Source organism: Haloferax sp. KTX1 (genome assembly GCF_902410085.1).
In the GTDB taxonomy this organism is placed as follows: Archaea; Halobacteriota; Halobacteria; order Halobacteriales; family Haloferacaceae; genus Haloferax; species Haloferax massiliensis.
On sequence record NZ_CABPRH010000014.1, the window covers coordinates 68693 to 93339 of the forward strand.

General features: G+C 56.7%; 27 protein-coding genes and 1 pseudogene. 20 read left to right on the forward strand and 8 right to left on the reverse strand.

The genetic code is table 11. The annotated features are described in order from the left end of the window. Nucleotides 1-137 precede the first annotated feature (137 nt). The 3 genes from FY251_RS18005 (at nucleotide 138) to FY251_RS18015 (ending at nucleotide 1962) form a co-directional block, all read left to right on the forward strand. On the forward strand, nucleotides 138-491 hold the full coding sequence (locus FY251_RS18005; protein ID WP_148416409.1) for a UPF0175 family protein: 354 nt from the start codon (nucleotides 138-140) through the stop codon (nucleotides 489-491). Continuing rightward, the gene (locus FY251_RS18010; RefSeq protein WP_148416410.1) at nucleotides 488-994 is read left to right on the forward strand and encodes a twitching motility protein PilT; all 507 of its coding nucleotides are present in this window, start codon (nucleotides 488-490) and stop codon (nucleotides 992-994) included. The genes FY251_RS18005 and FY251_RS18010 overlap by 4 nt, the downstream gene beginning before the upstream one ends. A gap of 80 nt (nucleotides 995-1074) precedes the next feature. After that, a complete protein-coding gene (locus FY251_RS18015) occupies nucleotides 1075-1962 on the forward strand; it encodes a hypothetical protein (RefSeq protein WP_255516744.1) in 888 nt (295 codons plus the stop codon). A 14-nt stretch (nucleotides 1963-1976) separates the two neighbouring features. Here the strand turns inward: FY251_RS18015 and FY251_RS18020 are convergent, their stop codons facing one another. Continuing rightward, complete coding sequence (locus FY251_RS18020; RefSeq protein WP_148416412.1) at nucleotides 1977-2336, reverse strand: hypothetical protein; 360 nt, start codon at nucleotides 2334-2336, stop codon at nucleotides 1977-1979. A gap of 106 nt (nucleotides 2337-2442) precedes the next feature. Here FY251_RS18020 and FY251_RS18025 point away from each other — a divergent pair, with 106 nt between their 5' ends. From FY251_RS18025 to FY251_RS18050, 6 genes are all read left to right on the forward strand, one after another. Continuing rightward, nucleotides 2443-3414 carry a hypothetical protein gene (locus tag FY251_RS18025; protein WP_148416413.1) on the forward strand — a complete coding sequence of 324 codons (972 nt, stop codon included), beginning with the start codon at nucleotides 2443-2445 and terminating at the stop codon, nucleotides 3412-3414. After that, nucleotides 3411-4295: a plasmid pRiA4b ORF-3 family protein gene (locus FY251_RS18030; RefSeq protein WP_148416414.1), complete on the forward strand. Its 885-nt coding sequence runs from the start codon at nucleotides 3411-3413 to the stop codon at nucleotides 4293-4295. Before FY251_RS18025 ends, FY251_RS18030 begins: the two co-directional genes overlap by 4 nt. A 65-nt stretch (nucleotides 4296-4360) precedes the next feature. Then, nucleotides 4361-6037: a transposase gene (locus tag FY251_RS18035; RefSeq protein WP_148416415.1), complete on the forward strand. Its 1677-nt coding sequence runs from the start codon at nucleotides 4361-4363 to the stop codon at nucleotides 6035-6037. Nucleotides 6038-6523: 486 nt separating this feature from the next. After that, nucleotides 6524-7105, forward strand: a complete 582-nt coding sequence (locus FY251_RS18040) for a hypothetical protein (protein WP_148416416.1) — start codon at nucleotides 6524-6526, stop codon at nucleotides 7103-7105. 3 nt (nucleotides 7106-7108) lie between these two features. Beyond that, entirely contained in the window at nucleotides 7109-7567 is a 459-nt protein-coding gene (locus FY251_RS18045) for a hypothetical protein (RefSeq protein WP_148416417.1), read from the forward strand. Further along, entirely contained in the window at nucleotides 7564-8802 is a 1239-nt protein-coding gene (locus tag FY251_RS18050) for a phage integrase SAM-like domain-containing protein (RefSeq protein WP_148416418.1), read from the forward strand. Before FY251_RS18045 ends, FY251_RS18050 begins: the two co-directional genes overlap by 4 nt. Nucleotides 8803-8811: 9 nt before the next feature. On the opposite strand, the gene FY251_RS18055 is transcribed toward FY251_RS18050, so the two are convergent. Further along, complete coding sequence (locus FY251_RS18055) at nucleotides 8812-9579, reverse strand: DUF6293 family protein (RefSeq protein WP_148416419.1); 768 nt, start codon at nucleotides 9577-9579, stop codon at nucleotides 8812-8814. Between the two features lie 118 nt (nucleotides 9580-9697). On the opposite strand from FY251_RS18055, the gene FY251_RS18060 reads away from it, so the two are divergent. The 3 genes from FY251_RS18060 to FY251_RS18070 all read left to right on the forward strand — a co-directional run bounded on the left by FY251_RS18060 (nucleotide 9698) and on the right by FY251_RS18070 (nucleotide 12733). Then, the gene (locus FY251_RS18060) at nucleotides 9698-10684 is read left to right on the forward strand and encodes an E2/UBC family protein (protein ID WP_148416420.1); all 987 of its coding nucleotides are present in this window, start codon (nucleotides 9698-9700) and stop codon (nucleotides 10682-10684) included. 121 nt (nucleotides 10685-10805) lie between these two features. After that, on the forward strand, nucleotides 10806-12524 hold the full coding sequence (locus FY251_RS18065; RefSeq protein ID WP_187367441.1) for a ThiF family adenylyltransferase: 1719 nt from the start codon (nucleotides 10806-10808) through the stop codon (nucleotides 12522-12524). Continuing rightward, the gene (locus tag FY251_RS18070) at nucleotides 12521-12733 is read left to right on the forward strand and encodes a KTSC domain-containing protein (RefSeq protein WP_148416422.1); all 213 of its coding nucleotides are present in this window, start codon (nucleotides 12521-12523) and stop codon (nucleotides 12731-12733) included. The genes FY251_RS18065 and FY251_RS18070 overlap by 4 nt, the downstream gene beginning before the upstream one ends. Nucleotides 12734-12917: 184 nt before the next feature. Here FY251_RS18070 and FY251_RS18075 read toward each other — a convergent pair whose 3' ends face one another. Together FY251_RS18075 and FY251_RS18080 are read right to left on the reverse strand one after the other, a co-directional pair. Next, nucleotides 12918-13805 carry a hypothetical protein gene (locus FY251_RS18075; RefSeq protein ID WP_148416423.1) on the reverse strand — a complete coding sequence of 296 codons (888 nt, stop codon included), beginning with the start codon at nucleotides 13803-13805 and terminating at the stop codon, nucleotides 12918-12920. A gap of 69 nt (nucleotides 13806-13874) precedes the next feature. Then, nucleotides 13875-14171: a helix-turn-helix transcriptional regulator gene (locus FY251_RS18080; protein WP_148416424.1), complete on the reverse strand. Its 297-nt coding sequence runs from the start codon at nucleotides 14169-14171 to the stop codon at nucleotides 13875-13877. A gap of 137 nt (nucleotides 14172-14308) precedes the next feature. Here FY251_RS18080 and FY251_RS18085 point away from each other — a divergent pair. Beyond that, nucleotides 14309-14476 (forward strand): annotated as a pseudogene (locus FY251_RS18085) (DUF1931 domain-containing protein). A gap of 100 nt (nucleotides 14477-14576) precedes the next feature. Continuing rightward, nucleotides 14577-15335, forward strand: a complete 759-nt coding sequence (locus tag FY251_RS18090; RefSeq protein WP_148416426.1) for a serine protease — start codon at nucleotides 14577-14579, stop codon at nucleotides 15333-15335. A 151-nt stretch (nucleotides 15336-15486) separates the two neighbouring features. Here FY251_RS18090 and FY251_RS18095 read toward each other — a convergent pair whose 3' ends face one another. From FY251_RS18095 to FY251_RS18110, 4 genes are all read right to left on the reverse strand, one after another. Next, on the reverse strand, nucleotides 15487-16053 hold the full coding sequence (locus FY251_RS18095; RefSeq protein WP_148416427.1) for a hypothetical protein: 567 nt from the start codon (nucleotides 16051-16053) through the stop codon (nucleotides 15487-15489). Between the two features lie 101 nt (nucleotides 16054-16154). Further along, a complete protein-coding gene (locus tag FY251_RS18100) occupies nucleotides 16155-16943 on the reverse strand; it encodes a hypothetical protein (RefSeq protein WP_148416428.1) in 789 nt (262 codons plus the stop codon). A gap of 2 nt (nucleotides 16944-16945) precedes the next feature. Continuing rightward, nucleotides 16946-17200 carry a hypothetical protein gene (locus tag FY251_RS18105; RefSeq protein WP_148416429.1) on the reverse strand — a complete coding sequence of 85 codons (255 nt, stop codon included), beginning with the start codon at nucleotides 17198-17200 and terminating at the stop codon, nucleotides 16946-16948. A gap of 380 nt (nucleotides 17201-17580) precedes the next feature. Then, entirely contained in the window at nucleotides 17581-18669 is a 1089-nt protein-coding gene (locus tag FY251_RS18110) for a helix-turn-helix domain-containing protein (protein WP_187367442.1), read from the reverse strand. 163 nt (nucleotides 18670-18832) lie between these two features. Between FY251_RS18110 and FY251_RS18115 the strand changes: the two genes are divergently transcribed. The 6 genes from FY251_RS18115 to FY251_RS18140 all read left to right on the forward strand — a co-directional run. After that, nucleotides 18833-20227 (forward strand): cytochrome P450, encoded by a 1395-nt coding sequence (locus FY251_RS18115; RefSeq protein ID WP_222847840.1) that lies wholly within the window; start codon nucleotides 18833-18835, stop codon nucleotides 20225-20227. A 145-nt stretch (nucleotides 20228-20372) separates the two neighbouring features. After that, complete coding sequence (locus FY251_RS18120; protein ID WP_148416432.1) at nucleotides 20373-20693, forward strand: hypothetical protein; 321 nt, start codon at nucleotides 20373-20375, stop codon at nucleotides 20691-20693. After that, the gene (locus FY251_RS18125; RefSeq protein WP_148416433.1) at nucleotides 20690-21088 is read left to right on the forward strand and encodes a hypothetical protein; all 399 of its coding nucleotides are present in this window, start codon (nucleotides 20690-20692) and stop codon (nucleotides 21086-21088) included. The genes FY251_RS18120 and FY251_RS18125 overlap by 4 nt, the downstream gene beginning before the upstream one ends. 28 nt (nucleotides 21089-21116) lie before the next feature. After that, the gene (locus tag FY251_RS18130; RefSeq protein ID WP_187367443.1) at nucleotides 21117-22850 is read left to right on the forward strand and encodes a hypothetical protein; all 1734 of its coding nucleotides are present in this window, start codon (nucleotides 21117-21119) and stop codon (nucleotides 22848-22850) included. Beyond that, nucleotides 22847-23704 (forward strand): hypothetical protein, encoded by an 858-nt coding sequence (locus tag FY251_RS18135; protein WP_148416434.1) that lies wholly within the window; start codon nucleotides 22847-22849, stop codon nucleotides 23702-23704. The genes FY251_RS18130 and FY251_RS18135 overlap by 4 nt, the downstream gene beginning before the upstream one ends. Nucleotides 23705-23706: 2 nt before the next feature. Then, nucleotides 23707-24647, forward strand: a 941-nt coding sequence (locus FY251_RS18140; RefSeq protein ID WP_148416435.1) for a hypothetical protein, incomplete at its 3' end; no start/stop codon positions are given.

Sequence of the window (24647 nt, forward strand, 5' to 3'; positions counted from 1 at the left end):
TCGGTTGCCGTCTTCCGATTATTCTCAGGATTGGGCTCGATCGGTGGCCCCACAGTAGTTGAGACTAATGGTCTCAATGCATATGGCATTCTGACGCAGTTCATAAATAGTATGAAGCCGTAGTCTCGGACAGAACAATGGCACGAATTACTGGCTCCTACCCAGATGACCTCGACCTCCTCATTGAGGGGGCTGTCGAGGCTGGTGTGTTCGGGGGCAAGAGCGATGCGTTGCGCGAGTTCGTGCGTGAATACTTTGAGGACCACGAGAACGAACGTATTGCAGCTGCGGTCGCCCTTTACGAACGCGAGCGGATCACACTCGGTGATGCCGCGAGACTCGCTGATGTCGACCGCTGGACGATGCGTGACATCCTCCGTGAGCACGGTGTTGAACTTCGCCTCGGGCTCGTTGACGAAGACGACGCAGCCTACGAGGTAGAGGCAGCACGTGAACTCGAATTCGATGATGAGGAGTCACGTGTTAAATGACAGGTAACGATCTCCCAGCGAACCCGAGCGTCTTGAACACGACTGTCCTCTCGAATTTTGCGTACATCGATCAGCTGTGGGTAGTTGCTGGCCTCTCTGGAATCTGTACGGTACCAGTCGTTCGTGAGGAACTCGAACACGGCGTCGATAATCACCCATATCTCCAGGAAGCACTCGATACGCTTGATGACGAAATCCCAGTTGCGACGATTTCGGATACTGTCGCAAACAGAGAAGCCGTTGTTGGTGGGCATCTCGACCCCGGGGAAGCACAGGCGTTCGCCCTTGCCGACGCACACGACGGTCGACTGCTGACAGACGACGGAGATGCCCGGTCGTTTGCGAAAGACCAGGGTGTGACCGTTGTCGGGTCGGTTGGCGTTCTGTTGGCTGCAATCGATGCTGGGAAGATCGATGCAGCCACTGCTGACGAGTGGCTGTCGACGTGGATCGATGAGATTGGCTACTACGTCCCGTATCGAACGATCTCGGAGTATCGATGACGGGCTTGCTCGGAGTTCGAAACGCCTGATTAGTGTGCCCGTGAACACGTCTATTACCAATGAGTGAAGCCGACAGACGGATGTCCGAAGAGAGCGAACAACGGTTTCTGGATCTGTACGCTCATCTATTGGTGTATGTCAACGACCGATTCGATGTCATCGAAGAGATCGAAACGGTCGCTGATCTTGAACAGCACTATACTGACAAGCTCCTCCCGCTCCGAAACACGCTGTACAACGAGTCGACGACGGACCTGATAGAAGACTTCGTTGAAGAGAATCCTCCCGACCTGTCGGAGGCTGATCTCGAACAAATCGCAGCGTGGACTGACTTCGTCGCCGGTGAGTTCGTCGTCGTCCGCTATCGCGAGGACGACGCGATCTTCCTCGATTGGACAGAACCGCCGCAAGCCTACGCAGTCCGCCCGGCTCGGCTTCTGTTCGCCGAACTGTGGGATGAATCTGCACTTCCAGTCCCGGTTTCGAGTGTCGTCCTATTGCCGTTTGAGGATCAGATCGTCTACGACGGGTGGATCGGGGTCAAGAACACCATCTTCGGGGGCTCGCTCAGCGCTGACATCGACGACGAATACGAGGAGGCTAAACATCGCTTCGGCATCATCGACTCGCTTCCAGTACCTGAGGAAGACGATAAGACGGACGCCGAGAAGTTGCGTTTCTACATGAAGAACAAGCGCAACCGAGAGCGATACGTGTCGGAGATCGATCAGTTGCGGGAGAAAACCGACGAACTAGAGCGGATTTACCACCAGGAGATGGGGAAGGCACGAGCTCGAAGTTTGGGTCGCGAACTGCGCGAGTTGGAACTCAACGAAGCCTATGTAGCGATCTACGACGATCGGATCATCACTAGTGCCCCCTCCGAATCCGAGGTTCGCAAGCTACTCGAAGAGATTATGCCCGCTGGTAAGGCTAATCATCCCTACATCTACCACTTCGATCCCTGAACGAGAGTCCACAGCTACGACTGGAGTTGCGTGACAGTCGATGCGATTTCGCTTTTGGTCGGTTCGCCGGAGAACTCGAATACTCTGTCCCCGACACCGAAGGCGTATCTCTGATAGGAGACGTCGACGTGAATCCAGCATTCGATGTCACTGTCTGTCGCCTCATACTCGACTTCACTTGTATTCTCTCCGTGCTTCAGCACATCGAGCAGGTACTCTTCGATACGTCGCGCATTCGCAATTCGCAAGAGATGGTCGGCAGCGACGTTGTCCAACACGTCCGCTGGGGTCCCGTATCCTTCACCGATAAGATAGAACTCGTCGCCGTACTCGTGTGATTCGACCTGAACACGGAGTGCGTACGTCTCAGCCATATCGGTAGTTCTGAAGAGCCACGTATCAGACTGTCTGTTACAGAGACTGCCTGCCAGGGCCGCGTCGTGAACAAGATTTAGTCGGACTGGCGTACAACCACAGTATATGTCTTTCACCGCCAGCTGGCACACGCTTCTCGAGGAGCTCGACGACCTCCCCGAGAGTGCGACGCTCATTACGCCGCTCTCTCATCGGCGATTTCATATTGCTGACGTGCAGGACGCTCGCGTCATCATTCAGTTTGAAGATAGAGACGAGACCCGGCCGCTCCAGCGCGACCAGTTTGAAACGCTCTATCGACGAATCAAGGACGCTCCGGGCGGATTTGACCTTGACCGTCTCCCGGCAGATGCCGATCCATACCCGGCGGTGTGGAGTGTCCATCCACGATTCGAGGTCGATGAGGACGCTGGCATCATCACACAATCAGAGGTTGCGACGGCAACGCAGGTGATGGGTATCGAGCAGGAATCAACGGACGAGGAACGAACTGAACCCGACGGATTGGATGTCTACTCGGACGCGCTCCTCCTCATCGATGCACTCGAACGTCACGATGTGACTGACCTCTCTGAACTGGAGACGAACGCGTTGGTGAATCTCTACACACTACTTTCGGATGTCCAGCGAGATGCTAACGAATTCCGCAAGGAGGTCGCGGACGTCCTCCTCGCTCGACTCCATCACGACCGTCCAGTCTCCGGGCAATATGGCTCCGTCCAACGGACGAGTCGCCGCAACCGCTCGCTCAAAGACGACGACGAGGTGCTGAAACACCTCGAGAACGCTGGCATCGACCGCGAACGTGTCCTGAGTGTCGACCGCTCGAAAGTCGATGAAGCACTTGAGGTCACCACGCTCTCCGAATCCGATGTGTACGAGGTCCAAGAAAGCGAGTACGTCCGCAAGGCAGAGGTCGATGAAGACGTGAAAGAGTCCCGGCTCCAGGGGTTGAAAGACCGCCTCGCTGCCAGCGAGGACGATGAGGCGAACCAGCTCCGAGCGGAGATCGAGGAGCTCGAACAGCGTATTGACGACCTCACCAGTTTCCGCACAGGTACGGAGATGCAAGGATGACTGCCTACCGCTTTCGCGTCAAGTTCGATCCCGACCCGACATCACTGTGGCGGGATATCGTCGTCGGCGCGGACAGAACGATCGCCGAGTTCCAGTCGGCGATCAACCCTGCGGTCGGGCTCGATCAGAGCCACCTCTGGTTCGTCGGCGACGACGAGGACTACTGGGACAGCGCTGTCAAATACCAGTGTTCGCAGGAGTACGAGGAGTCGCCTGGTGGCGATCCGGTATTGCGTACCGAGCGGATCGAGAACGCAGGCGACGTGACGGTCGGTGAGATGACCCGCCAGCTCGGACTCGAACAGTACGATCGCATCTGCTATCTCTACGACTACGGCGACGAATGGCGGTTCTACGCCATCTTGAAGGAAATTCTCAGCGACAAGCCGAGCGACAAACCACCGGAGGTCGTGAAAGAGAAAGGCGAGTCCATCGACGACCAGTACGACGCGCCAGGAACCACTGAAAGCGATTCGCCACTCCCTGATCCACTCTATTCGGTGCTTCCTGAAACCGCAGTTCCTGTCGCGGATCTTCGTGAGTTGGAGAAGCGTGATGATGTCGCCCACATCATTCCATTACTCAGTCTCGAAACAGGTTTTGGGGCGGTCTGCGAGCGGTTCGCGATTCAGTTCGAAGAGAGGGGATACGTCCTCGAAAACTTCCAGCCGGGGTGGCAGGTCGTTGAGGAAGTTGATGGAGCAGACAAGACGGAGGAAGAACTCCTCGCGGCCCTTGCGGACGCAGTTCGCGAGTGGCACGCTGAAATCGCGGAGATCTCGGGAGCGATGACGGGACAGCATTTCGACGAGGAGACTGTCGAAGCGATGCACGTCGAACTGGAGGCGGAACTCGAACGCAAGGGATACGGCCACCTGTAATCTGCTCTCTCGACTGTCTGTCGAAGAGAACGAGTTCTTGGCCGTGACGTGCCCAACGTCTCGTAGTGACACCAACCTGTGAGTCTCGCCGGAGTGTCTTTCGTCGGATCGCCCGAAAATCGCACGTCGAGTGGCCGGAGTACGACTCAACGCCGTTGTATGACCGGAGTTCGCTAGCCGGACTGGAGTCGGACGTTCGTACTGTTTCGGAAGCGTGGTTCGATCACGACGCCCATACCTCCGTCGAGCAGTTCGTCTGTACGTGCCCGTTGGCCTACTTTCGGTTCGACCCTTACGATCACTACGCAAACTCGACATGCTATGAGATGGCCACGCTCTTTCGCGTGTTCGTGCTGAAAGAACTCCACGGGTGGGACCACGAGACAGCACTCGTTGAGTACCTCGATCGTCGATCTGTCATCCGTGAACAACTGGGCATTGGGTCGATACCCGATCAGTCGACGCTGTGGCGAAGCTGGCACATACGCTTCACGAAAGATCTCCGCAAGACTATCGAGACGGTTGCTCGAACGATTCTCATCAACGCCCAGAATGCGGGTGTTACGGTCCCACGTGAACCGGATCGAACGCTTCGACACTACGATACCGAATCCGGTCAGCCGGACCTAGACAATGGGACCGTTCTCGAACAGGCGAGCGAGATCACCAACCACGTCAGCCGCATCATCTTCCCCGCTTTCTCGCTTAATCGTAGTGAGGGCTGTGAGATTCACGAGAATGCGTACTGGGACTTGCAAACGTATCTTGGTTTGCGAGAGAATCTCGCTGCGAACGAGGGGGCTCGCAGTTTCATCCACGAGTCGACTCGTGACCGAACCCCACTGGGGCACGCGCATCGTGACCATCTTCGTGATCTCTCAATCGAACAGATTCGAGAGATGTACCGGCAGGCAGTGGGCCGCCTCTTAGAGGGGGTAGCAGCGACGGAGGAGTTCTATCGTGCGGGAATCGTGGCGGTCGATATCACCGAAGCCGATCCCTTCACAGGCGACCGAACTGGCCACGAAGACGAGATCATCGGGACGAAAGAGAACACCGACGAGTACGCCTATCAGTGGGCGACAGTCCAGTTGGTCGGCAACGCTGTCCCACTCGTGCTCGATGCGCGGCCAGTTCGACGGGGCGAGTCACGGAAGGAAATCGTCGAAGATCTGCTCAACTCCGCTGAGGCCCTCGTTCACGTCGATAACGTGCTAATGGACCGGGAGTTCGATAGCCAGCACGTCTTGGAGATGATCAGCCAGCGCGGGCTCTCCTACGTCGTTCCGAAGCGGATGCAGACCAGCGAGAAAGCCCAGGCCAAGCGGTTGCTCCGTCGTAACCAAGACCGGTACGAGACCGACCGGAAGCTCCATCTCGGCAAGAACAAATGGCACGAGACGACGCTGATCTACCGACGGAAAGAGAACTCCGAACACGAAGATCACCGACAGTACTCGGTGTTCATGACGAATCGGGGGAGCGGACACCTCACGGAGTACGGCTACCGCTGGGAAATCGAGAGCGGCTACAAGTCGATTAAACGGTTTATGGCCGCCACTACGTCGAAGAATTTCGGGCTGCGGTTCTTCTACTTCGCATTCGCGTGTCTGCTGTACTCGATCTGGCGAGCGGTCGATCTGCTGGTACAAGTCGAACTGACTGATGAATACGAGCATTCGCCGCTGATTACAGCGGACAGTACGCTGACGCTGTTGAAGAAGGAAACAGGAATCGGGTAGTGAGGTACTCTATCCGTGTTAGCGCGGCGTCTGAGTGGCAACTTTACCGAAAGTCGCCGAAATTCGGCTATATAGTTGATAGTACAACAAGAACGCCCGTTTGGAGAGCGATCTGAAGCAGTTTCCGCTCTTCGATTCGACCAAATTCACGCATCACAAGCCCGCTATACCCCCTGTAGTCTCAACTTCCAAGCTTGGACAAATGGTATAGCCATATATGGTTTATAATAGCGCAGAAGGGAGTCTAATAGGCTGAAACTACAGAATTTGGCCAATACACCCGAATCACCAACTGGTCCTGATTACTCCAATAATCACGACCAGATTGAAGTACCCCGCCGCTGTCGGGTAAGCACGAACGATGCAACCGCCTCACGACGCCGCTTCCCCCGGGGTAGAGCCGCCAAGACCGGGCTCCGAGTTTGCTCTGACTACCCTCAGCTGAGATCGGGGCGATGGCGAAGAAGTTGATTCGGTATAGGACTAATGACCTCAACCTATATTAAGACAAAGCCCGAACGATGTTGTATGACCGAAGATGAATCGAACTCCGAGGGCCTGATGGAACGCCAGACCACGGGTGAAGACCGCGTGCGGATGGTTGCTCGGCAGCTGACGGAGCCACAGACGGCCAACTGGATCGCCTCCGAAGCGGGCTGGTCACACGGACCAACTAAGCGCGTCCTTGAGCGACTCGTTGACGACGGCATCCTCCACCGTGACGGAAGCGGTACTCACAGAACGTATTACCCTGATTACCGCCGCCAAGCGATGCAGGAGGCGATGCGTCTTCGAGACAGCGGACACACTGTCGAGGAACTTACGGACCGGCTCGCCGATATGAAGACCCAGATCCGCGTCTGGGAGGACGAATTCGGCGTCGAGTCACCGAACCAGCTTCGCGGAACGCTCGCTGACGAGTCCCTTGACGGTGACGAGGAAGACCGTCGCCGTGAGATTGCCCGCGAGTGGGAGCACCTTCAACGGCGTATCCAGATCGTTGGCTTCGCCATCCGCGAATGGGACTTTCTTGCTCCGACGACAGAGCCCGCCGAGGCCAGCAGCTAACGGATGTCGGTCCCGCATCCCGGTGGTGATCCGAACGCGAACCTCTACGCCCAGTTGAAGCGAGATGTCCTCGACCGTGTCCCCCAGATCACGGCCGTCGAGTACGTTCCTGACGATATCGAGGCCAAGCAGCTGCGGGCGGTTTTTGATCCAGCCCGCCTTGATCCCCCAACGGGCCCTGATTCACCCGAACTGACCGTCAAGTGGTATCGACAGGACCCACACGATTGGTTCCGTATCAACTACACCGATCCGAACACGGGCTTTCACGCCGGCTGGCACCAGGACGAGGACCATCCCGATCTCGGACGGGCGCATTTCCAGTACTCTGCCGCCAATACGGAGGACCGCTGGGGGTTCACATTTGAACACGAGACTCCTTCCCTGATCCTCTGGGAAATCGTCGAAGCGCTCCTCGAGGACGTCCGTCCGACTTACCAGTACGCGAACGAGGAACGATGACACCTCGAGAACGCACTAATCAGTCACTTGCGAGTTCCTTCGAGCGCTACCTCCAGGACAAGGGGAAAGGCCGCGGTGGCGACGGCGGGAACTATCAACGAAACGCTGCACGCGAGCTCGAGCGGTTCGCCGAGTGGGCCGCCGGCGACCGCGGCGACGACGACTGGACCGGGATCGTCCCCGACGACGTCGATCGGGAACCGACCTTCGACGATCTCGATGAACGGGTCTTCCGGGAGTATGCCCGGCATCTCGGGGGAGATCGGGGACTCAAGCAGAACACTGTACAAACCTATTACCGCTATATCTCTGCGTGGTGTGGCTGGTGCGTCAACGAAGGGTATCTCGAGGCGCACTACGCGCAGCGGGCGAGTGCGATGGCGCCGCTACCCGAGGACGACGGCCGCAAACCCGGTGACCAGCAGGCGTGGACGTCCGAACAGCGCCACACCCTCACCCGTCACGTCGACGAACGGGCCCGCGACGCCGTTGAGGCGTACACGACACTCCCGGAGGATTCTGGCCCTATCGATAAGCAGCGAGCACGCTACGCGGCGCTGAAGGCGGCTCGTGACCGAGCGCTGGTGTTCGTCCTCGCGTACACAGCTGTCCGCGTTGGGGAACTCCTTCGGGACCCAAACGATCCACGCCGGCGCGGTGTCCGCTGGGAGGATCTGTCCCTCGACGACGGGAGTATGGACGTCTACCGGAAGAAACAGCAGTGGGACGCCGCGAGTCTCCCCGACCCGGTGATCTCGCCGCTGCGGAGCTACCGCCAGCTGATGGACCCACCGACGGAGCGCTGGCCGGTGTTTCCCACGTTCGACCAGCGGACGCTTGCAGAAATCGTCGAGGAAGAGCTAGCCGAACGAGGGGAACGCCCGAAAGCAATTACTGAGCGTCGTGAGGAGTACGCTCGCGACCTACTGCTATCACTCGATGAGGACATTCAGCCGCCGTCGATCACGACGGACGGCGCACGGTCAATTCTCCAACGGCTCTCGGAGACCGCAGAGATCGATATCGACCATCCAAAACACGATTACCTTGCTCCGCACGGCGGTCGTCGAGGGATGGGCGAGGTACTCGTCCGCGCGTTCGGGTACACGGTGGCGGCCCGATATCTCGATAACTCTGAAGAGATGGTTCGAGAGCGGTACTCACATATTGAGGCCGGGGAATTGGGCGATGTCGCTACAGAAGCCCTCGAAGAAATCGATTCGGTAGACGGGTGAGCGACTCGGTCACGTTTCTATGAGGTGTCTGAACGCGGAAAGTGTATTTTCCCCTTCTTCGGTGAGATCTACGTCGGTCCTTCGCCCCACCTCTTTGGTTTGTATAAACCCTTTCTCGGTCAGTGGTTGTAGTACGTGCGTTTCGAGTAATCGGTAGCGGGCTCGGTCCGAATCAGCCTCATGATCAGTAATGAAGGGCAACCCCTTCGTGGGCGTTCCTGCTGGGATTGATTTACCGTTACCTTGGCCGAATTCGATTAGCTCCTTCTTCGTGACTGGACCATTTCGGTAAATGTACTCCATCACGTAGATGAGCTGTGTCTCGGGGGCATCTATTGGGTACGCCGGCAGTTCCTTGATGTTCTTCACCCCGTGTGAAACCGGTTTGACCCGTTGAGCGTCTTTTTCACCATATCGTTCTGGCTCGACGTAATACGGCACCGCGTTGGTTACCATACACGCGATCATCCCACCGATTGCGGATATTTTACTCCCGGTTGCAATGTTCACAAACACGTCGTCGTCTGCGTGCTGTTGTATTTCTCGTGCTGTGACCCGGACCACCTCATACAGATCGAAAATGTTGCAGGATCGGATCTCTCGGCCAATCCCAGCTGCCTCGATATCCTCATACAGCTCCTCGATAAATGGCGGCCGTTCCCCCTCACCCCATTCGAGTAGGATTAATCGATCAGCTTTCAATTGCTTCGCGGCTTCGACGACACGATCGCGCTCGAACCCGAGCGGCGCGATATGGACTCGTTCACTGGGGCGCATGTCTCGCTGTTGGGGATTCTGTGATTTATGCGTTTGGTGCGGATTGTGCGCTCAATGCTGCTACTGATGGTAGAGACCGCGTGGTACTTAAGGGGAAGGCGCCGTTAGGCGAAAGTGCATGCAACCAACTGATCTCGAGGAAGCAACCCAGCATGCCCAAGACCGCTACCGAGGACTGGGCGATCAGCTCGAGTCTCTCGACGAAGAGACCGCAGACGACCTCCGTGCCGCACTCGAAGCCGCAGAGGACGCCATCGACGAGGCTCAAGATACCGACGAGGGTCAATCCCGCTACGACGCGCTCCATCGGGCGGCCGACTACATTCAGTCAGCACAAGACGACATCGACGCCCTCCAAGACGCGGCTGGGTTCGATGTAAGCTACGCCGAGGAACTCGAAGCACTCGAAGAGGCCATCGAAGAGATCGAGGACGGCCTTGATGAGGCGCTCGAAGCTGTTGATGAAGGTGACGGTGATGAGGACGACGAGGAGACTGACGGCTACGAGGTGACCGTCAGTGGGGAAACAAAAGTACTCGACCAGCAGTACATCGAGCCGATCGAACTGCTGCGCACGTTCGAGTACGATCCCAACCAGTACGTCCTCTACCCGCCCGACGAGGACGAGCGAGTCCCCAAAGACAGCGACATCAACCTCGCCGAAGAGAACGTCTTCGACGCGATCCCCGTTGACACCGCCTACGGGAGCACCCAGCTCGACGACGTGCTCGCAGCGGACATCGAAGCCCTTCAAGAAAACCACGATGTCGATGTCGATACCGAGGCCGAGGCGCAGTTCGTCCACGTCATCGTTCGGGACTACCAGATCCCGTCGGATGCCTACAATACGAACACGACGGACGTGATGATCCGCGTCCACGAGAACTACCCCCAGAAGGCTCCGGACTGGGTCTACGTCGACGAGGATCTCCGGCTTGAAGGAGGCGGCGAGCTTCGGAAATCTCGTGACGACCAAGTCCGGGGCTGGTTGGCTCTCTCCTGGCACATCAACAAACTGGACGGTATCGAGTGGGAACCCTACGAGACCGATCTCGAGTGGTATCTGGAGACCGTCGCAAACGGACGACTCCGACAGGGTGACTGACGCGACCCCTCCCGCTGGCGATCAATCCTCCCACATTACATCTATGCAGGGACATGAGACTGACGGTAGCAGAGAGCGAGCGACGGGGAGCAAGTCGCGAGTATCTCACTGGCTTCGCTCCGTGCTAGAAGACCCTAATCACGAGTGGCCGGTCGCTGACCGGATACGGGTTCGGATCCGAGGCGCCGACTACCAGCGGCTGCGCGAGCACCTCGTGCGTCCAGAGCAGAAGTGTCCGAAAGAGCATGCCGCCTATCTCGTTGCCGGTACACAGGAGTACACTCATCGTGGGCAGCAGGTCTTCGAGTATCTCGTTCGTGAGGTTCACCTGCTGGATCGGGACGAATATCTCGATCAGTCGACCGGAATCGTCCGATTCGATCACACGACGATCCGGGCGATGATGCGGGCGACCGAAACGGATCATCGGTATCTCGACGGCATGGCACTTCTAATGTGCCATAGCCATCCCCGTTCGAGCCAGCCATGCTACTCGGGCACCGACGACGAGAACGAACCGGCCCATATGGCGTCGCTGACCGGTCGAACTGCTGGTCCGCATGGAAGCCTAATCTTTGGCCAAGGGGGTCTGACCGGCCGGGCATGGCTCTCTGACGTCCCGACAATCAGGCATGAGCCGATTACGGCCGCCGCGTCGCCGATTGATGAACTCGTTGTCATTCACGACCGTGAACTGGAGCGGATTCGGACGACGGATTCACGACTCTCTCCGGTTTCAAACGGCGGCGACGAGATGCGCGACCGGCAGGCGTTGCTCCACGGAGCCGGCGGTAACACTCGGCTACGGGACGCTCACGTCGCCGTAGTCGGTGCCGGTGGACTCGGTGCACCGACCGTCCAGACACTCGCTCACCTCGGCGTTGGCGAAATTACAGTCGTCGATCCCGACGTCGTGGAGGAATCGAACCGCTCGCGTATTGTCGGTGCGCGACCAGCCGATGCTGGTGATCCCGAACGGACGCCCGACGAGGATGGTGTCGTCCCAGCTGCGTGGGCCGAGGCCATCGACGGCTGTGGAACGCCCAAAGCCGAGGTTCTGGGCCGCGTTGTCTCCGATATTGATCCGTCGATCTACTATCACGGCATCCACGAGGAAGTACAGGCTCCGAGAGCTCTGGAACAGGTCGTCGCTGCAGACGTAATTGTTACTGGCACCGATACCGCCACGTCACGTCGATTCGTGTCGGAGGCCGCCCAGCAGTACCTTCGGCCACTATTCAACGCAGGCACGGATATCGACGTTGACGACGACGCTGGACTCCGAAGCATTGCGACCAGCTTCCAGGTGTCCGGCGCGAACCGGGCGTGTCTGGACTGCTTGGATGCGATTAACGAAGATCGAATTGACGCCGAAGGCGAAGACGAAGACAATCTCGAGTACGGGCTTGAACTCGTTGCAGGAGAGCAACCGTCGGTCATCACAATCAATCAGGAACCGGTACAACGGTTGACGTTCGCGCTGCACCGGTTCCTCACAGGACTCCTTGCCGACCGGCACGGATTCCGAACCGGCACGTACAGCGCAACTTCAGACCGCCTTGTGAGCGACGCAGAGGCTGCTCCCGACTGCCAGTTCTGTAATGGAGCGTTCACGGCTGCCGGCGATCGTGGCGTCCCAATAGCGAAGACGGGACTGTACCGGACAACGCCGTCGAATGTCGGGATAGGGATAGTGGCAGAACTTGGTCTCGATGCTGTTGTTGAGAAAGAGATAGCTGAGGATCAGGTTGGGTCCAGACGTGATGAATCACCGTCCAAACAGCGTGGCCTGCTCGCTCGTATCAGGAGCAAAGTAGCCCAATACATCCCATATCCATGAACCGAACTCCCGTTTCATCGAGTAACCTCAGAAGTGTCGGCTACGACCAGAGTTCGAATACCCTAGAGATCGAATTTCATGGTGGCCGTGTCTATCAATACTACAACGTTCCGAAGGGGATCTATCAAGGACTAATGTCGGCATTTTCTCACGGAAAATACCACAATCGCCGAATCAAAGACAGCTATCGATATTCGCGGGTTCGGTAGAAGTAACATTTTCATCACAATTAGATCTGCTGGAGCGTTCAGCACTAGGTTTATACCGCTTGATGGACTTCATTCTGGTATGAGCCTCGAAGAGACGGTTGATTACCTCGCCGAGGAACTCGACCTCGAGCGAAGTGAGCACGTCCGTGAGGTCGGTCAGTCGGTCGCAGAGCTGCGCGACTGATCAGAACATTTCTCTGAAGTCCCGTTCGACGAGTCCGTCTTCCAGATACGTGATGAACTCGTGTTTCGTTGACCCTTGCTGGTCGAGTAGATCATCCCGTTCAGCACGTTTGAGTACGGCTTGAGCGAACTCCGTACAGTGTGATTCGTGTTGCTCAGCGTACTCTGAGAGGGCGTCTCGCCAGTGCATATCCAACTCGAACTCGGCTAATCGGATTTGGATCCCGTCTTTCCGTTCAACGAGGTCAATGTCGAGCTCCTCGAGTTTCTTGAATCGGAGATTATTCCGACGGACGGTGATGATGCGCTTGGAATCGACGATGTAGGGGTCGACCCACTCGCGCCAAGTATCATCGTCGATGTGAGTCCGTGGCATCGCAAAATCCGAATCTACACTCTCAATACAGAATTGCAGCATCGCGATGCCGGTTCGGTGATTTGCGTTCGGAAGGGAATGCCGGAGGATCAAATTCGACATCACTTCGCCGGCGACTTCAGGAACTGATGCTCCCCACGAGACGTGGTCGAGTGCCTGTTGTATCTTCTGCGGTTCGAACTCCTTGTAGAGCCGGAACTCATCCGCTTCACGAACATCGACAGCGGCCTCAAGCAATTCTACCAGTCGGAATGCGACAACTTGACCAGCACGAGGGAGGTCACGAATACGTTCACTCAGCCACTCCCTGTCGAAGTCAACATCTTGGGCAGATTCAATCTCTGTATCACCCTCATAGAGTACATAGACCGCTGTTTCAAACGGATAACCGATCAGCTTGGCCGACTCGTCAGACTGCTCTCGCAGAGAACGGATATCTGCTAGTGACGCCGAACTAAATTTGAGGGAGAAATTTTCGGCTTGTGGATGATGATAGAAGACGAGCCGGTCCATTTCACTCGATCTTCGCGGGGTATCGGTAAAGCAGTCTTGCTTTTTCTATCGGAATCTACTGGATTTGCTCTATGCCGTCGTGGCTACTTGCTCATCCTCAAGATACTGATTTTCCCACTCTCGTCGTGCCTCGATCTCCCGTAGTCCACGTTTCGTGACCGTGTACACGTTTGTCCGTTTGTCGAGCTCTCCTTTTTCAAGGAGACCTTTGTCGACGAGGTCGTCGAGGTTCGGGTAGAGTCGTCCGTGATTGATCTCTTGTTCGTAGTAATCGTCGAGTTCGTCCTTGACTGCGAGCCCGTGTGGTTCCTCGAGCCCGGCGATCACGTACAAGATGTCCCGCTGGAATCCGGTTAAATCGTGCATCCGTCTGTTTCCCTACTTTTCACGGGTTGAATAAGTTCTCTCTGGTGTCCAGAGTCCGTATCGGTAGCCCTATGGTCAAAATCACGTGTGAGAAAATTCGAACCTTTATTTGATAGACTGGAGAACTCCGCGATGGAATGTATAACCTGATCGTCAAACCCGGCTGTGAAGGACGCACTCTCGGACCACAATGTCTCGCCGATTTTTACGACGCCCTCGACGAGGAGGTGGCCGAACTGCTCGATGACGCCGCCTGGCGTGCCGAAGCGAACGACCGGAAAACGGTCCAACCCCGCAACCTCTAATTCGCCTACTGAAATCCGAGTACGTCAATAGAGTACAGTGTCGGCAGCACTGGCGCTCTGTGGCGGACGAACTATCTGTTGAGCCTACTGATGATTGCCTATGGCATCCCAGTTTCAGCGCCTTCCGGCAGCAACCGTCCAGATCCGTTGTGGAGACTCGTCGTCTCCCAGTACCGGCTCGGGGTTCCACCTCCACAGCGGGGAATACGTCGTAACGAACGCACACGTTGTTGAACCGGCGCTGACTGGGACTGCTCCCGTCATCGTCCGCACGGAAACGGGTGACGAAGCAGAAGCAACTGTTCGCACCCACTCCCTTCCGTCGCGAGCGGGTGGCCACGACTACGCGGTCCTCGAAATCCAAGGGGAGTTGAATGACGACAGGATTGCGCTTCAACCCCGAACTACGGACGTGGAGCGCGGCGACGAGGTACTCTTTGCCGGCTATCCTCACGGGATCGGCGATTTACTCGTCCACCACGCCCACGTCTCCGGACGCGGCCAAACAGGGTTCTACATAGACGGGGCAGTTAACGGAGGGAACTCCGGGGGGCCGATCGTCGATACTGACACGGGTGAAGCAGCTGGACTCGTCACCTACAAACGGTACGTCGAACCCGACGAGTTTCAGCGAGTCATTCGCGAACTCCAGGACGTACGAAAGGCGTCAGCGGAGCGAACTGGATTTATCCACGACCGGGGAGTCGACATGCAAAAACAGGCGCGTGTATTGGCGGAAGCAGGGGAGCTGCTGGAACAGGCTCTGAAACTCAACGCGAACACGGGGATCGGTATCGGGAAACCGATTCATCACGCAGCCCAGGCAATCGACGAACTCACCAGAGACTGTGTCGATTAGGTAGACGATGACGTTCTGTCAGAATGCGCCGTCCGTAGTTCTCCTGCGCAGTCTTAATCGCAGGGACTCGAGAAGTAGTTCGATTTTCTTACAATCTTAACCAACAAAAGCCGGTGTACCCACCTATTGTTGGTTAATATGGTCTCACGATCTAATCAGATGAGTCGCTCTCTTCCTCGGGGAGTAGTCGTTCTCGGGCCGCACTCATATTTGATCGAACCGCGTCTTCAGTTACTTTTCGAATAGCGGCCCACTGTCTGGGTGTGTATCGGTCTGACTCCTCAACGACCACCCAGTCGACGGCTTCGTGGAGAGAAAGGTCTCCGCCGGCAATCATTTCTGCAATCCGGTCAACCTCATCTCGGTCTTCCCATGCAATCGCAGCGTCCTCATAGACGCCTGAGTCCGGATCATACTGTCCGACGATTTGAACTGCTCTGTCCTGTTCGAGTGTCGCAGTGATGTGCGGTGGAAGTGATTCGAGCGCACTCCTTGGAACGGGATAACTCTGTCCCGGAAGGGCGACGATATCGAAGAGGGTTAAGGCGCTATGTGACTGGTCGCTGAATTTCATCATGTAGCCAGTTTCGCTCGCAACTTGTGTCCGGGACTTGAGTAACTGATCGGCGAGTTCTGGGTTCTCTTCAGGATCAACCGACCCGGTTTTGAAGATCGTTATGAAGTCGCCTCCCTGAGTTGCCTTGTTGTCGGGAGTCATGGAGTCACCTACCTCGCTGTAGCTACCGATCGTGTATAATTCTGTGTGGAGATTTACAGAATCCGGATCAACTGGGAGTTTAGCACCTGTTACAGCATATTCTACCGGTTTGAGTTGTATCTACGGTTGGACGGGTTGTCCCCGATCGTAGGGGTGTCTTCTGGTTTCGTTACGTGACGCCGGGCTTCTCCATCTAGTGGTTCCGGCGGTGTCCAGTATTCGGACGCCGGAACCTGGGTGACGATCGTGGCGATAGGGCTGACATCGATCTTGAGCAGTGGAGTGCGAACGATGGGGCGTTCCAACACCGTGTATATGAGTGGAACAGTCATACCGACAATGGCTAGGATATCACCTGCACCCGTGGGCATCCCGAGAGACGCTGCGCCAGCAACAACGAGAACCATCTCGAGCACGATCCAGACCCCGAAAGCGAGGAGTGAGCCGCGCCCGAATAGATCCCACCAGAGCACAGACCGACGTTGAGTCCGTTGTGCCACCCAGTCGAGTTTGATCCCGAAGGCGAGGAAGGCCACCGGAAACGCCACGAGGACTATTGGGGAGCCGATTGTAGGCGTTCCCGTTACCGCGAGTCCAGCACCCAGAGCCGCAACGCCTGTACTGACGATCAGGACTCTCGTCGCCGGTTGTTCGAGAATACCAGGTCTGGCACTGTCGGCCCCCTCTATGGTATCGGTGATCGTTTTGATCCGATGTAGGACGTACAGGCCGAGTGTGAACGGTACTGCAGCCCACATCATCGTTGGAATGAACACGTGGCTCGCGACGGCGATGAGGACGACACCACTGACGATCGCCAGCAGGTAGACGAGAAACTCACCGGCTTGAGCGATTCGAGAGGGCGCTGGTTTGCGGTGGATCTCTTGCATCGTTATGTTGCGTCGATATCGTAGGCGAACTCCACCCGGGAATCACCGGGAACAGCAGTCTCTTCGCCCGTTTCCGGTGCGTGCCTCACCATCAAGATGTAGTCCCCAGCTGGAAGCTGGAAAGAGATATCCGCTGTTGTTGCGCAGTAAACGGTCCCCCGCTCGTAGCACTCGCACTCAAGCCCGTCGGTATAGTACGTGAAGTTCCGGTTGTCCATCAGGACGCAGTCTACGGGTGGACCGTCGAGAACCTCCATCGAGTAGCGAATACGACCGTCAGCATCCAGTCGAATATGGGTTGGCTCTAGATAGCCCGGCTTCAGAGTATACGTATCCGTCCCAGAGTCACGGAGTGCATCACGTTGGTGTGATCGATGCCGGCAGGCTGACCCCAGGAGGTATCCTGCGAGGACTCCGCGAAACACCATAGCAATACGTATTCAAATGAGTGTCTAGGCGCTTATATTTTACCCCACCAGTCCGTCAGCGCCTCCTCAAAATTACCAATACTCCGTATCCCGACCTGAGTAAGAGATTGAACAATTCTTATCGTGATCTCGGGGTGGTGACTGGTAGATACCACAACACCAGTATCCACGTTGGGTCGAGGAATCAGTGCGGATACACAGGATTCACGCTACTGCGTCGTCTCTGAAGGATGGCGTGCCCGTTCACGATAGCGGTTATAGAGATCCTCGCCCCACTGGACGACTGCCTCGTTAGAACTGAGAAGCATTGCGATATGTTCACCCTCTCCCATTTCATTATACGCCCCAATTGCGATTTGCTCCGCATCGTAGATCCCGATCCCAAGCGTCAATGTCTCCTCGAGATAGATAATCCGAAAGTTACCGTAATTGGAATCGTCGAGAAAGTACTCCATGTCCTCTTCGTGGAGACGGTCATATAGTGACGCATCGACGATGGCCTCCCCTTTGAGGCCGAGCTTGAGGAGTTTATCGTACGCCGTAAAGAGGGTCGGATTGAAAATCGACGTCAACACCCGAAAGTGATCAAGCCGCGGATCGCAGAGTTTGAGGGCTGTCGCGAGGACGATTCCCGGGGAGTGCGGGGAGGAGACGTACAGTTTTGCATCAGCGAGGGCTCGTACCGGAATGTCTGTTCGGGTTGGACTGAGCCGCTGAAACCAGGGTGCTTTCTCCATCACCTGTTCGATGGTTATGGCTAATTCTTCGTACGCATCCAATATACGCTCTCCGTCGGGCATGAGCTGGTGATTGCCGTCGATCTCTTCGCTCCATTCCTCCGTCTCGTACATCCGTAATGCTCGCTGAACAGTTGCGCGTGAGGGTGCCCCTGTGTTCGTCCCCGCGAGTTCGCTTGGGCGTACAGGCCCATCTGAAAGTCTTTGCAACAGCGGAATGGAGTGTTTTGAGCGAGTTAGTTTGGTAAGCCGCTTGCGATCAATCTCAGCAAGACAGATTTCGAACGCATCGAGAACGATCTTGCCGCCGGCTGTGAGTGCATACTCTCCATTACCCGTGGAGTTCGTCAGGCCTCTCTCGGTGAGTTGAGCAAGGTGTTTTGATGCAGTCTGTCGAGTGACCTCTCCCTGATCTTCGATTGCCGACGCTGTCATAGACTGTTCGTCCAGTGAACGTAACACATCCAGGCAGGTAGAGCCAGCAAGGTCACTAATGAGCTCACGGACGATTATTCGTTCGTCCGTGAGTGGGTTTGTGACCGCACGCTCGTGGCGTGTCACCAAGGATCACCCATTTTCTAAGATAGCGTCGCCTAGGGTATGAATATATCGACGAGATCGGGTATTGAAACGAACATCTCATCATTCCAACTCCCTATCTGAAATGCGAACTCGAACCCTCCGACAGTACTTTTTACACGTGTTCCCGCAAAGTATGGGTATTGTGGCCTCGCAACTCCCCCCAGCGCCATCCGGATACCCGGTGTTCAAGCATGCAGTCGATTTTGCTCGCGATCCGTTCGAGTTCGTAGACAAGGCAACGTCGGAGTGCGGGGATATCTATCGCATGGATCTCCCAGCAGTCGACGACGTCTTCGTGTTGGCTCATCCGGATTACTTCAATCGCGTTCTGGTGGCCGACGTCGACGCGTTCGGGAAAACCGAGGATTATCGACGAGCATTCGGTAACGGATTACTCTCAGTCGAGGACCAGCAGTGGCGACGACAACGGGAGATGATGCAACCACTGTTCTATCGCGAGCAGATCAAAGGCTACACAGAGCAGATGGTGGCGTGTACTGAACGACGTCTTGAGCAGTGGGAGGCGGGCGACACCCGGGATATGGAAACGGAAATGCGTGACCTCACTCTTGAAATTCTGTTCGCAACCTTGTTCGGTCGTGAATTGGTTCCTGGAGAGGATCAAGAGCTTCGCGATGCCGCTGATGGTCTCAACGAGTGGTTTACTCCCTCCTCGTGGATTCTCCCCCACTGGATTCCGACACCAGCTCGCCGTCGGTTCGACCACTCAAAGGAGCGGCTTCGACAGGAAGTTCAGAGCCTCCTTGCGGAGGAAGGCAGTCAGTCGGTCAGCCCATCAATTGCGGACGATGGAGTTGCTGGAGGCGGTCAACAGAGGCCTGAGGATTCATCCAGCAATATGGACCCGTCCGATCTACTCACACAGTTACAGCGAATTCGTAACTCGGATGACGGTGAGCAGCTCACGACTGAAGAAATCGAAGATCAGCTTATCACGATGGTCTTTGCAGGCCACGAAACGACAGCTACCGCACTTGCGTTTACGTGGTACGTGCTGGCCACGCACCCGGACATCCGAGAGCGGTTCGATGAGGAATTGGAGACGGTACTCGGTGATCTCCCCCCAACCTACGACGATCTCCAAGACCTCGAATTCACGGAGAACATCATCACTGAGGCACTTCGGCTATACCCACCGATTCACACGATCCCGCGCCGGACGAAGTCTGACGTCGAAGTCAACGGATTCCGAATCCCCGAGGATCACGAGATTCACCTATCCGTGATCCACGTACATCGTGATGGCCAGTTCTACGACGATCCGTTATCGTTCCGACCCGACCGATGGACGGATGAATTTGAAGAAGAGCTCCATGATTTCGCGTACGTCCCCTTCGGCGGGGGGCGGCGAACCTGTATCGGGCGAGAATTCGCTCTCTTGGAAGCCAAGGTCGTGCTCGCGACGATTGGCCAGCAGTTCGAGTTTGAGTGGGAGAAAAATCGGGATATCGAACTCGAACCTCGCGTTACTACCCAGTCAAAAGAAGGTATCCCTCTGAAGCTGTCTCCCCGTTAATATCGCCTTCTCTGTATTGAGGGCTGCGTCCGGTGTTCACACCCTTTGACAGTGTAAACACGGATGAGTATAACCACCCACCCTGACAATCGGGGGTGTATGCTATGAACCGCGATTCAACCAATATGAATCACCCCGCATACACATGAAAACCCGACAGGTCACTATCGAAGAGATCGATCAGTTGTTCCTGGAGTGGTTTGACTACATCAACGCCTCCGCGCTGTATCGGCAGGCGCTTCGAGAGGAGATGGATGTTCGTGATATCGACCCACACGAGTTCCGTGATCTCCTCGAACGTGCACAGGAGCGGGGATATTCGTTCGACGAAGTCGTCGAAGAAACGAATCGATTGAGTGACCTCCAGGAACTGGTCGTCAACTCAGCCGATTCGAGAGACGGCACCCAGTCAGAAACATCAGCTACCGAGAGCTGTGAAAACGCTCACAACGAGACGCACCAATGACAGACAACGACCATCAAGAGACTGTTGAATCGTCTTACCGGCCCGTGATACGACAGGCAGCCACTGTCGTGGTCATGTTGAGCCTGTTTGCTGTGCAGCCCGTCGCCGCGCAGAGTAATGCGGTCTGTAGCGCGGATAATCTTCCGAGTATGATCGAGGGATTCTTCCAGTTGACGACGACGCTGGGAATTGTCGGTCTCGCTATCGTGTGGCAGGCTGACTCCCTTATCGAGATGTTTACGATCACTCCGGATCAGAAGAAGGGGCTCAAGCGCCACAAGCGCTCGGCGATGAAGTCCGCCGTCGTCCTCGTCGTCCTCGGCCCGCTGTACACAGTTGCAGGGTCGATGATGGGCCTCCCGCTGGCACAGTGCGTCGACCTCGTCCCCTGGTAAACCACCTGCTGTCACCGACGCGAGCCCTATGGATCACCGAGAACTCTCCGTGCTCATGGCCGCCCTGTTTGTGACGAGCTTAGTCACGGGTATCGTCGCTGCTGAGCCGCCGCGGCCAGGGACGGAGGATAACGGGCTCACGGAGAACGAGTCGGCGACGCTGTGGTCGCGCGATGCGGATAACTACATCAGCCAAGAAACGTACCGCCAGCGGTACGGCGAGAATCGCTCCGCCATCCACCAAGTTGCGAACGGGACAGACATCACGTTCAAACGCCCGCCGGCGACCGCGGCAACGTGGACCCGGAACGACTTCGAGGACCTCGACGCCGGTGGGGCAGACACGTCCGTGCACCCGTCGCACGCGGATCTCGAGGACGGCGTCTTCATCGAAGATGCTCACGCAACGATCTTCGCGGTCCAGCCCTCTACCCGTGGACACCTGGAGTCCGGTGAAACCCCACTCTACATCGCGCCGAATGGGACGATGCGCGGGTTCGTTGATTACCGCGTTCGTGTGCCCAACGGGAGCTCCTCCGGCAACACGACTATCTCGTGGTCGCTCACGGAGCACGAGATCGAAGAAGTCCGGCTGAAGAAGGACGGCGAGACCATCGCCGAGCGTGACGGGGCCCATACGCCTGCCCTCGACTATCAAATCGAGGATGACTGGAGTGCGAATCTCACACTGGAAGCAGAGATTAGCGTCCGGCTGAAGAAGACTGTCAGGACCGACCTGGGTAACCGGACGGACGTCGACGTCACCTACCGGACGGATTCACGCAACGTCTCCGATTCAATCGCTGCCGAGATCTACGACCTCTCGGCGTACCCCTACTACGCTGAGTATCCGAACGGCGACGCCGGCGTGGCCATCTTCCAGTCGCGGCCGTGGCAGGGATATGCGCTCACAGAGGACGGTGAGGCACGGGTCCGTGGCATATGGCGGTTCTACACGGCTCGGAACACCAACTGGGACACGCTCGTCCGGTCGAATCGGACTGCTAGTGCTACTGTTCAGTCGGACGCGATTCCGGTCTACGTTCACGCGTATCCCTCGCGGATCGGCCCGCGTGCAGAGCCGGTTCGAGACGGGCCGGAACTTATCGATACCTGGGGGACTGACCGCCCGTCACCGGTCGGCACCATCGGTGAGAACATCAACATCGACATCGTCAACCAGTCGTACACGACGACGTACGGCGTCGCCGTTCGGGCCGAGAACGTCGACCGTGAGGCCCTCCACGTTGCGGGAATCGTCCGGGGCGTGAATGCGTCAATCGCCGAGCCGGACGCCGGCTCCGAGCGGCAGCTCCGCCGCAGCAATCTCACTGCCGAGGTCATCCAGCAGAACCAGTCGCAAGCGACGCTCAGGGTCGAACTTCGCGACAATCAAACCGGTGCGCCGATCACGCTCGACAATAGCCGTCAATATCCAATCGGCGGCACCACCCGGAACGGGTACATCACGGTCGCGGACCAGCGCGTCGAGACCAACGCCTCGGGGGTGGCGATTGTGACCCTCGACGAGCCAGGCATCTACACGGCTCGGTACCATCCGGGTTCGTGGATCGGGCACGACCCGGCGTACGTGAGCGATACAGCGACTGCCCGCTGGCATTCGCTCGGAACCATCGACGGCTGGTTTGCGTTCCTCTTCGAGGTGGGCTGGCAGCTCATCCCGTTCATCGTGATGTTCTACGCTGGCAAGCGTCTCCTACGGATGCTCGGTCCAGACGACATCTTCGACAGCAATCCATGACTCGATACAGCTCACTCAGCAGACGCACCGCCCTTCGAACAGTCGCCGGCGCCGCGCTTGCTGGCGTTGCCGGTTGTCTCGACAACGGTGGGAACTCCGAGACGCCTAATGGTGGTAATGGCTCTCCAGACGGCCAGAATACGCTCAAGCGCGTTGCCGTCGATGGAACAACTCTCGTCGTCGAACTCACTGCGGAAGCCGACGTCGATCAGATCAACCTCATTCAACCGAACGGGGAACTGTTCGGACAGCGCGAAGTCGCCACAGGCTCCCAGCAGGTTTCGTTCGAAATTGGGACCGCTTATGCACCCGGTGAGTACCGCGTGCTCGCATTGAAGGGAGATGAGACCATCGTCGAAACATCACTTCCCATCCAGCCGGATCTTAGAATTGTAGAGATGGGAATCGGAAGAAATCAGCCCGATAAGATGTGGGACGGGCCAAGCGACGAAATAGCTGAAGAAGCATTCGTGACGGTTGAGAATCAGGGCAGTGGTCCGGAGGCGATTACGAAACTACTCTTCATTGGGGACGTGCCGTATCCCTCAGACGAAGAAGGCACGAACTATGCTGCCAACGAGGAAGTGAGTGGGATATACGATGCGAATGCGGATACGGAGGTTGACGAAGTTGTCATAACCGCAGGCGAGAAAATCACGATCTACAGTTCTCGGTCGCCGTTCGCCTTCGTCCCGGGCGGAGGGACATCCTGCACGGACGAACAACAGAGCGGGGAGTTCGACCTCATCCTCGAAACCCAGATTGGAGCAAATCAAGTTTCGAAAACGTACACTATCCAGTATTCGGCTTCAACAGAGTCTGACAACTGTGATATCACCATCAATGAGGCGTAGCCATGGTTGACCTGATTGATGTCTTCTTAGAAGGGTTCAAAGACGCCGTCGACTGGGTTATTAGCCTCTTCATGGAGGGGCTGACGGCTGGCTACGAGACCCTGACAGAGGAAATGTTTGGCACGCCGACGCCTAAGACGGATGGGGCATTCGTCTTCGGCGACCCGATCAACGCTCCCTGGCAGGCAATCCGAGATGCGTTGGTGGGCGGTGAGATCATGCTAATTTCGTTGCTCCTCCTTTTGATGTGCGTCCAAGGACGGCACACGATCCGGATTTTCAATCTCGGGAATGCATACGAAGCCAGACGGACGAAGAAGACCGCCTGGGTTGGAGCGTTCCTTATCATCAGCTGGTACTGGGTGAGTATTCTGGGCCTCTACATAGTGGATGGATTCACGATTGCTCTGATGCCGAGTCTCAGTTCACTAGGTGATGCGATGCTCAATTTCCTCGAAGTCTCTCTGACGAATCCCGGGCTTGCACTCGTATTCGCCCTTCTCGGCGGTCTCTCGATGTGGGCCCTGGAGGCACTGTACTTCATTCGAGAGATTCTCCTCTACGTCTACGTGTATGGAATGCCGATAGCGTTCGCACTTGGCTACGGCAATATACCGGTTCTCTCCGATATCGCGATGGGATTTACCAAACGGTTCGTCCCGCTCGCAGTTCTTCCCCTCCCGGCAGCAGTAGTGTTCAAAGGATACGATTTGCTCTACTCGCAAGATGCAATTGCTCCAAATAGCGCGTTTCTGAAGTACTTGGTAGCAGTCTCGCTACCCCTGATTGCCCTCTATGTCACGTGGAAGACGTTCAAATACGCGACTCCGCTGACTGCCAAGGTCGTCGGTGGTGCTACGAAAGGGGCAGCACTCGTCGGCGGTGTCGCTGCTGGAGCCTACGTCGGTGGTGCTGGCGTCGCGACGACTGCCGCCCGGTGGGG

Excerpts from the sequence above, each read along its gene's own strand:
- FY251_RS18005 (WP_148416409.1), top strand. The coding sequence starts at position 138 with ATGGCACGAATTACTGGCTCCTACCCAGATGACCTCGACCTCCTCATT.
- FY251_RS18010 (WP_148416410.1), top strand. The coding sequence starts at position 488 with ATGACAGGTAACGATCTCCCAGCGAACCCGAGCGTCTTGAACACGACT.
- FY251_RS18015 (WP_255516744.1), top strand. The coding sequence starts at position 1,075 with ATGTCCGAAGAGAGCGAACAACGGTTTCTGGATCTGTACGCTCATCTA.
- FY251_RS18020 (WP_148416412.1), bottom strand. The coding sequence starts at position 2,336 with ATGGCTGAGACGTACGCACTCCGTGTTCAGGTCGAATCACACGAGTAC.
- FY251_RS18025 (WP_148416413.1), top strand. The coding sequence starts at position 2,443 with ATGTCTTTCACCGCCAGCTGGCACACGCTTCTCGAGGAGCTCGACGAC.
- FY251_RS18030 (WP_148416414.1), top strand. The coding sequence starts at position 3,411 with ATGACTGCCTACCGCTTTCGCGTCAAGTTCGATCCCGACCCGACATCA.
- FY251_RS18040 (WP_148416416.1), top strand. The coding sequence starts at position 6,524 with ATGACCTCAACCTATATTAAGACAAAGCCCGAACGATGTTGTATGACC.
- FY251_RS18045 (WP_148416417.1), top strand. The coding sequence starts at position 7,109 with ATGTCGGTCCCGCATCCCGGTGGTGATCCGAACGCGAACCTCTACGCC.
- FY251_RS18050 (WP_148416418.1), top strand. The coding sequence starts at position 7,564 with ATGACACCTCGAGAACGCACTAATCAGTCACTTGCGAGTTCCTTCGAG.
- FY251_RS18055 (WP_148416419.1), bottom strand. The coding sequence starts at position 9,579 with ATGCGCCCCAGTGAACGAGTCCATATCGCGCCGCTCGGGTTCGAGCGC.
- FY251_RS18060 (WP_148416420.1), top strand. The coding sequence starts at position 9,698 with ATGCAACCAACTGATCTCGAGGAAGCAACCCAGCATGCCCAAGACCGC.
- FY251_RS18070 (WP_148416422.1), top strand. The coding sequence starts at position 12,521 with ATGAACCGAACTCCCGTTTCATCGAGTAACCTCAGAAGTGTCGGCTAC.
- FY251_RS18075 (WP_148416423.1), bottom strand. The coding sequence starts at position 13,805 with ATGGACCGGCTCGTCTTCTATCATCATCCACAAGCCGAAAATTTCTCC.
- FY251_RS18080 (WP_148416424.1), bottom strand. The coding sequence starts at position 14,171 with ATGCACGATTTAACCGGATTCCAGCGGGACATCTTGTACGTGATCGCC.
- FY251_RS18090 (WP_148416426.1), top strand. The coding sequence starts at position 14,577 with ATGGCATCCCAGTTTCAGCGCCTTCCGGCAGCAACCGTCCAGATCCGT.
- FY251_RS18095 (WP_148416427.1), bottom strand. The coding sequence starts at position 16,053 with ATGACTCCCGACAACAAGGCAACTCAGGGAGGCGACTTCATAACGATC.
- FY251_RS18100 (WP_148416428.1), bottom strand. The coding sequence starts at position 16,943 with ATGCAAGAGATCCACCGCAAACCAGCGCCCTCTCGAATCGCTCAAGCC.
- FY251_RS18105 (WP_148416429.1), bottom strand. The coding sequence starts at position 17,200 with ATGGAGGTTCTCGACGGTCCACCCGTAGACTGCGTCCTGATGGACAAC.
- FY251_RS18120 (WP_148416432.1), top strand. The coding sequence starts at position 20,373 with ATGAAAACCCGACAGGTCACTATCGAAGAGATCGATCAGTTGTTCCTG.
- FY251_RS18125 (WP_148416433.1), top strand. The coding sequence starts at position 20,690 with ATGACAGACAACGACCATCAAGAGACTGTTGAATCGTCTTACCGGCCC.
- FY251_RS18130 (WP_187367443.1), top strand. The coding sequence starts at position 21,117 with ATGGATCACCGAGAACTCTCCGTGCTCATGGCCGCCCTGTTTGTGACG.
- FY251_RS18135 (WP_148416434.1), top strand. The coding sequence starts at position 22,847 with ATGACTCGATACAGCTCACTCAGCAGACGCACCGCCCTTCGAACAGTC.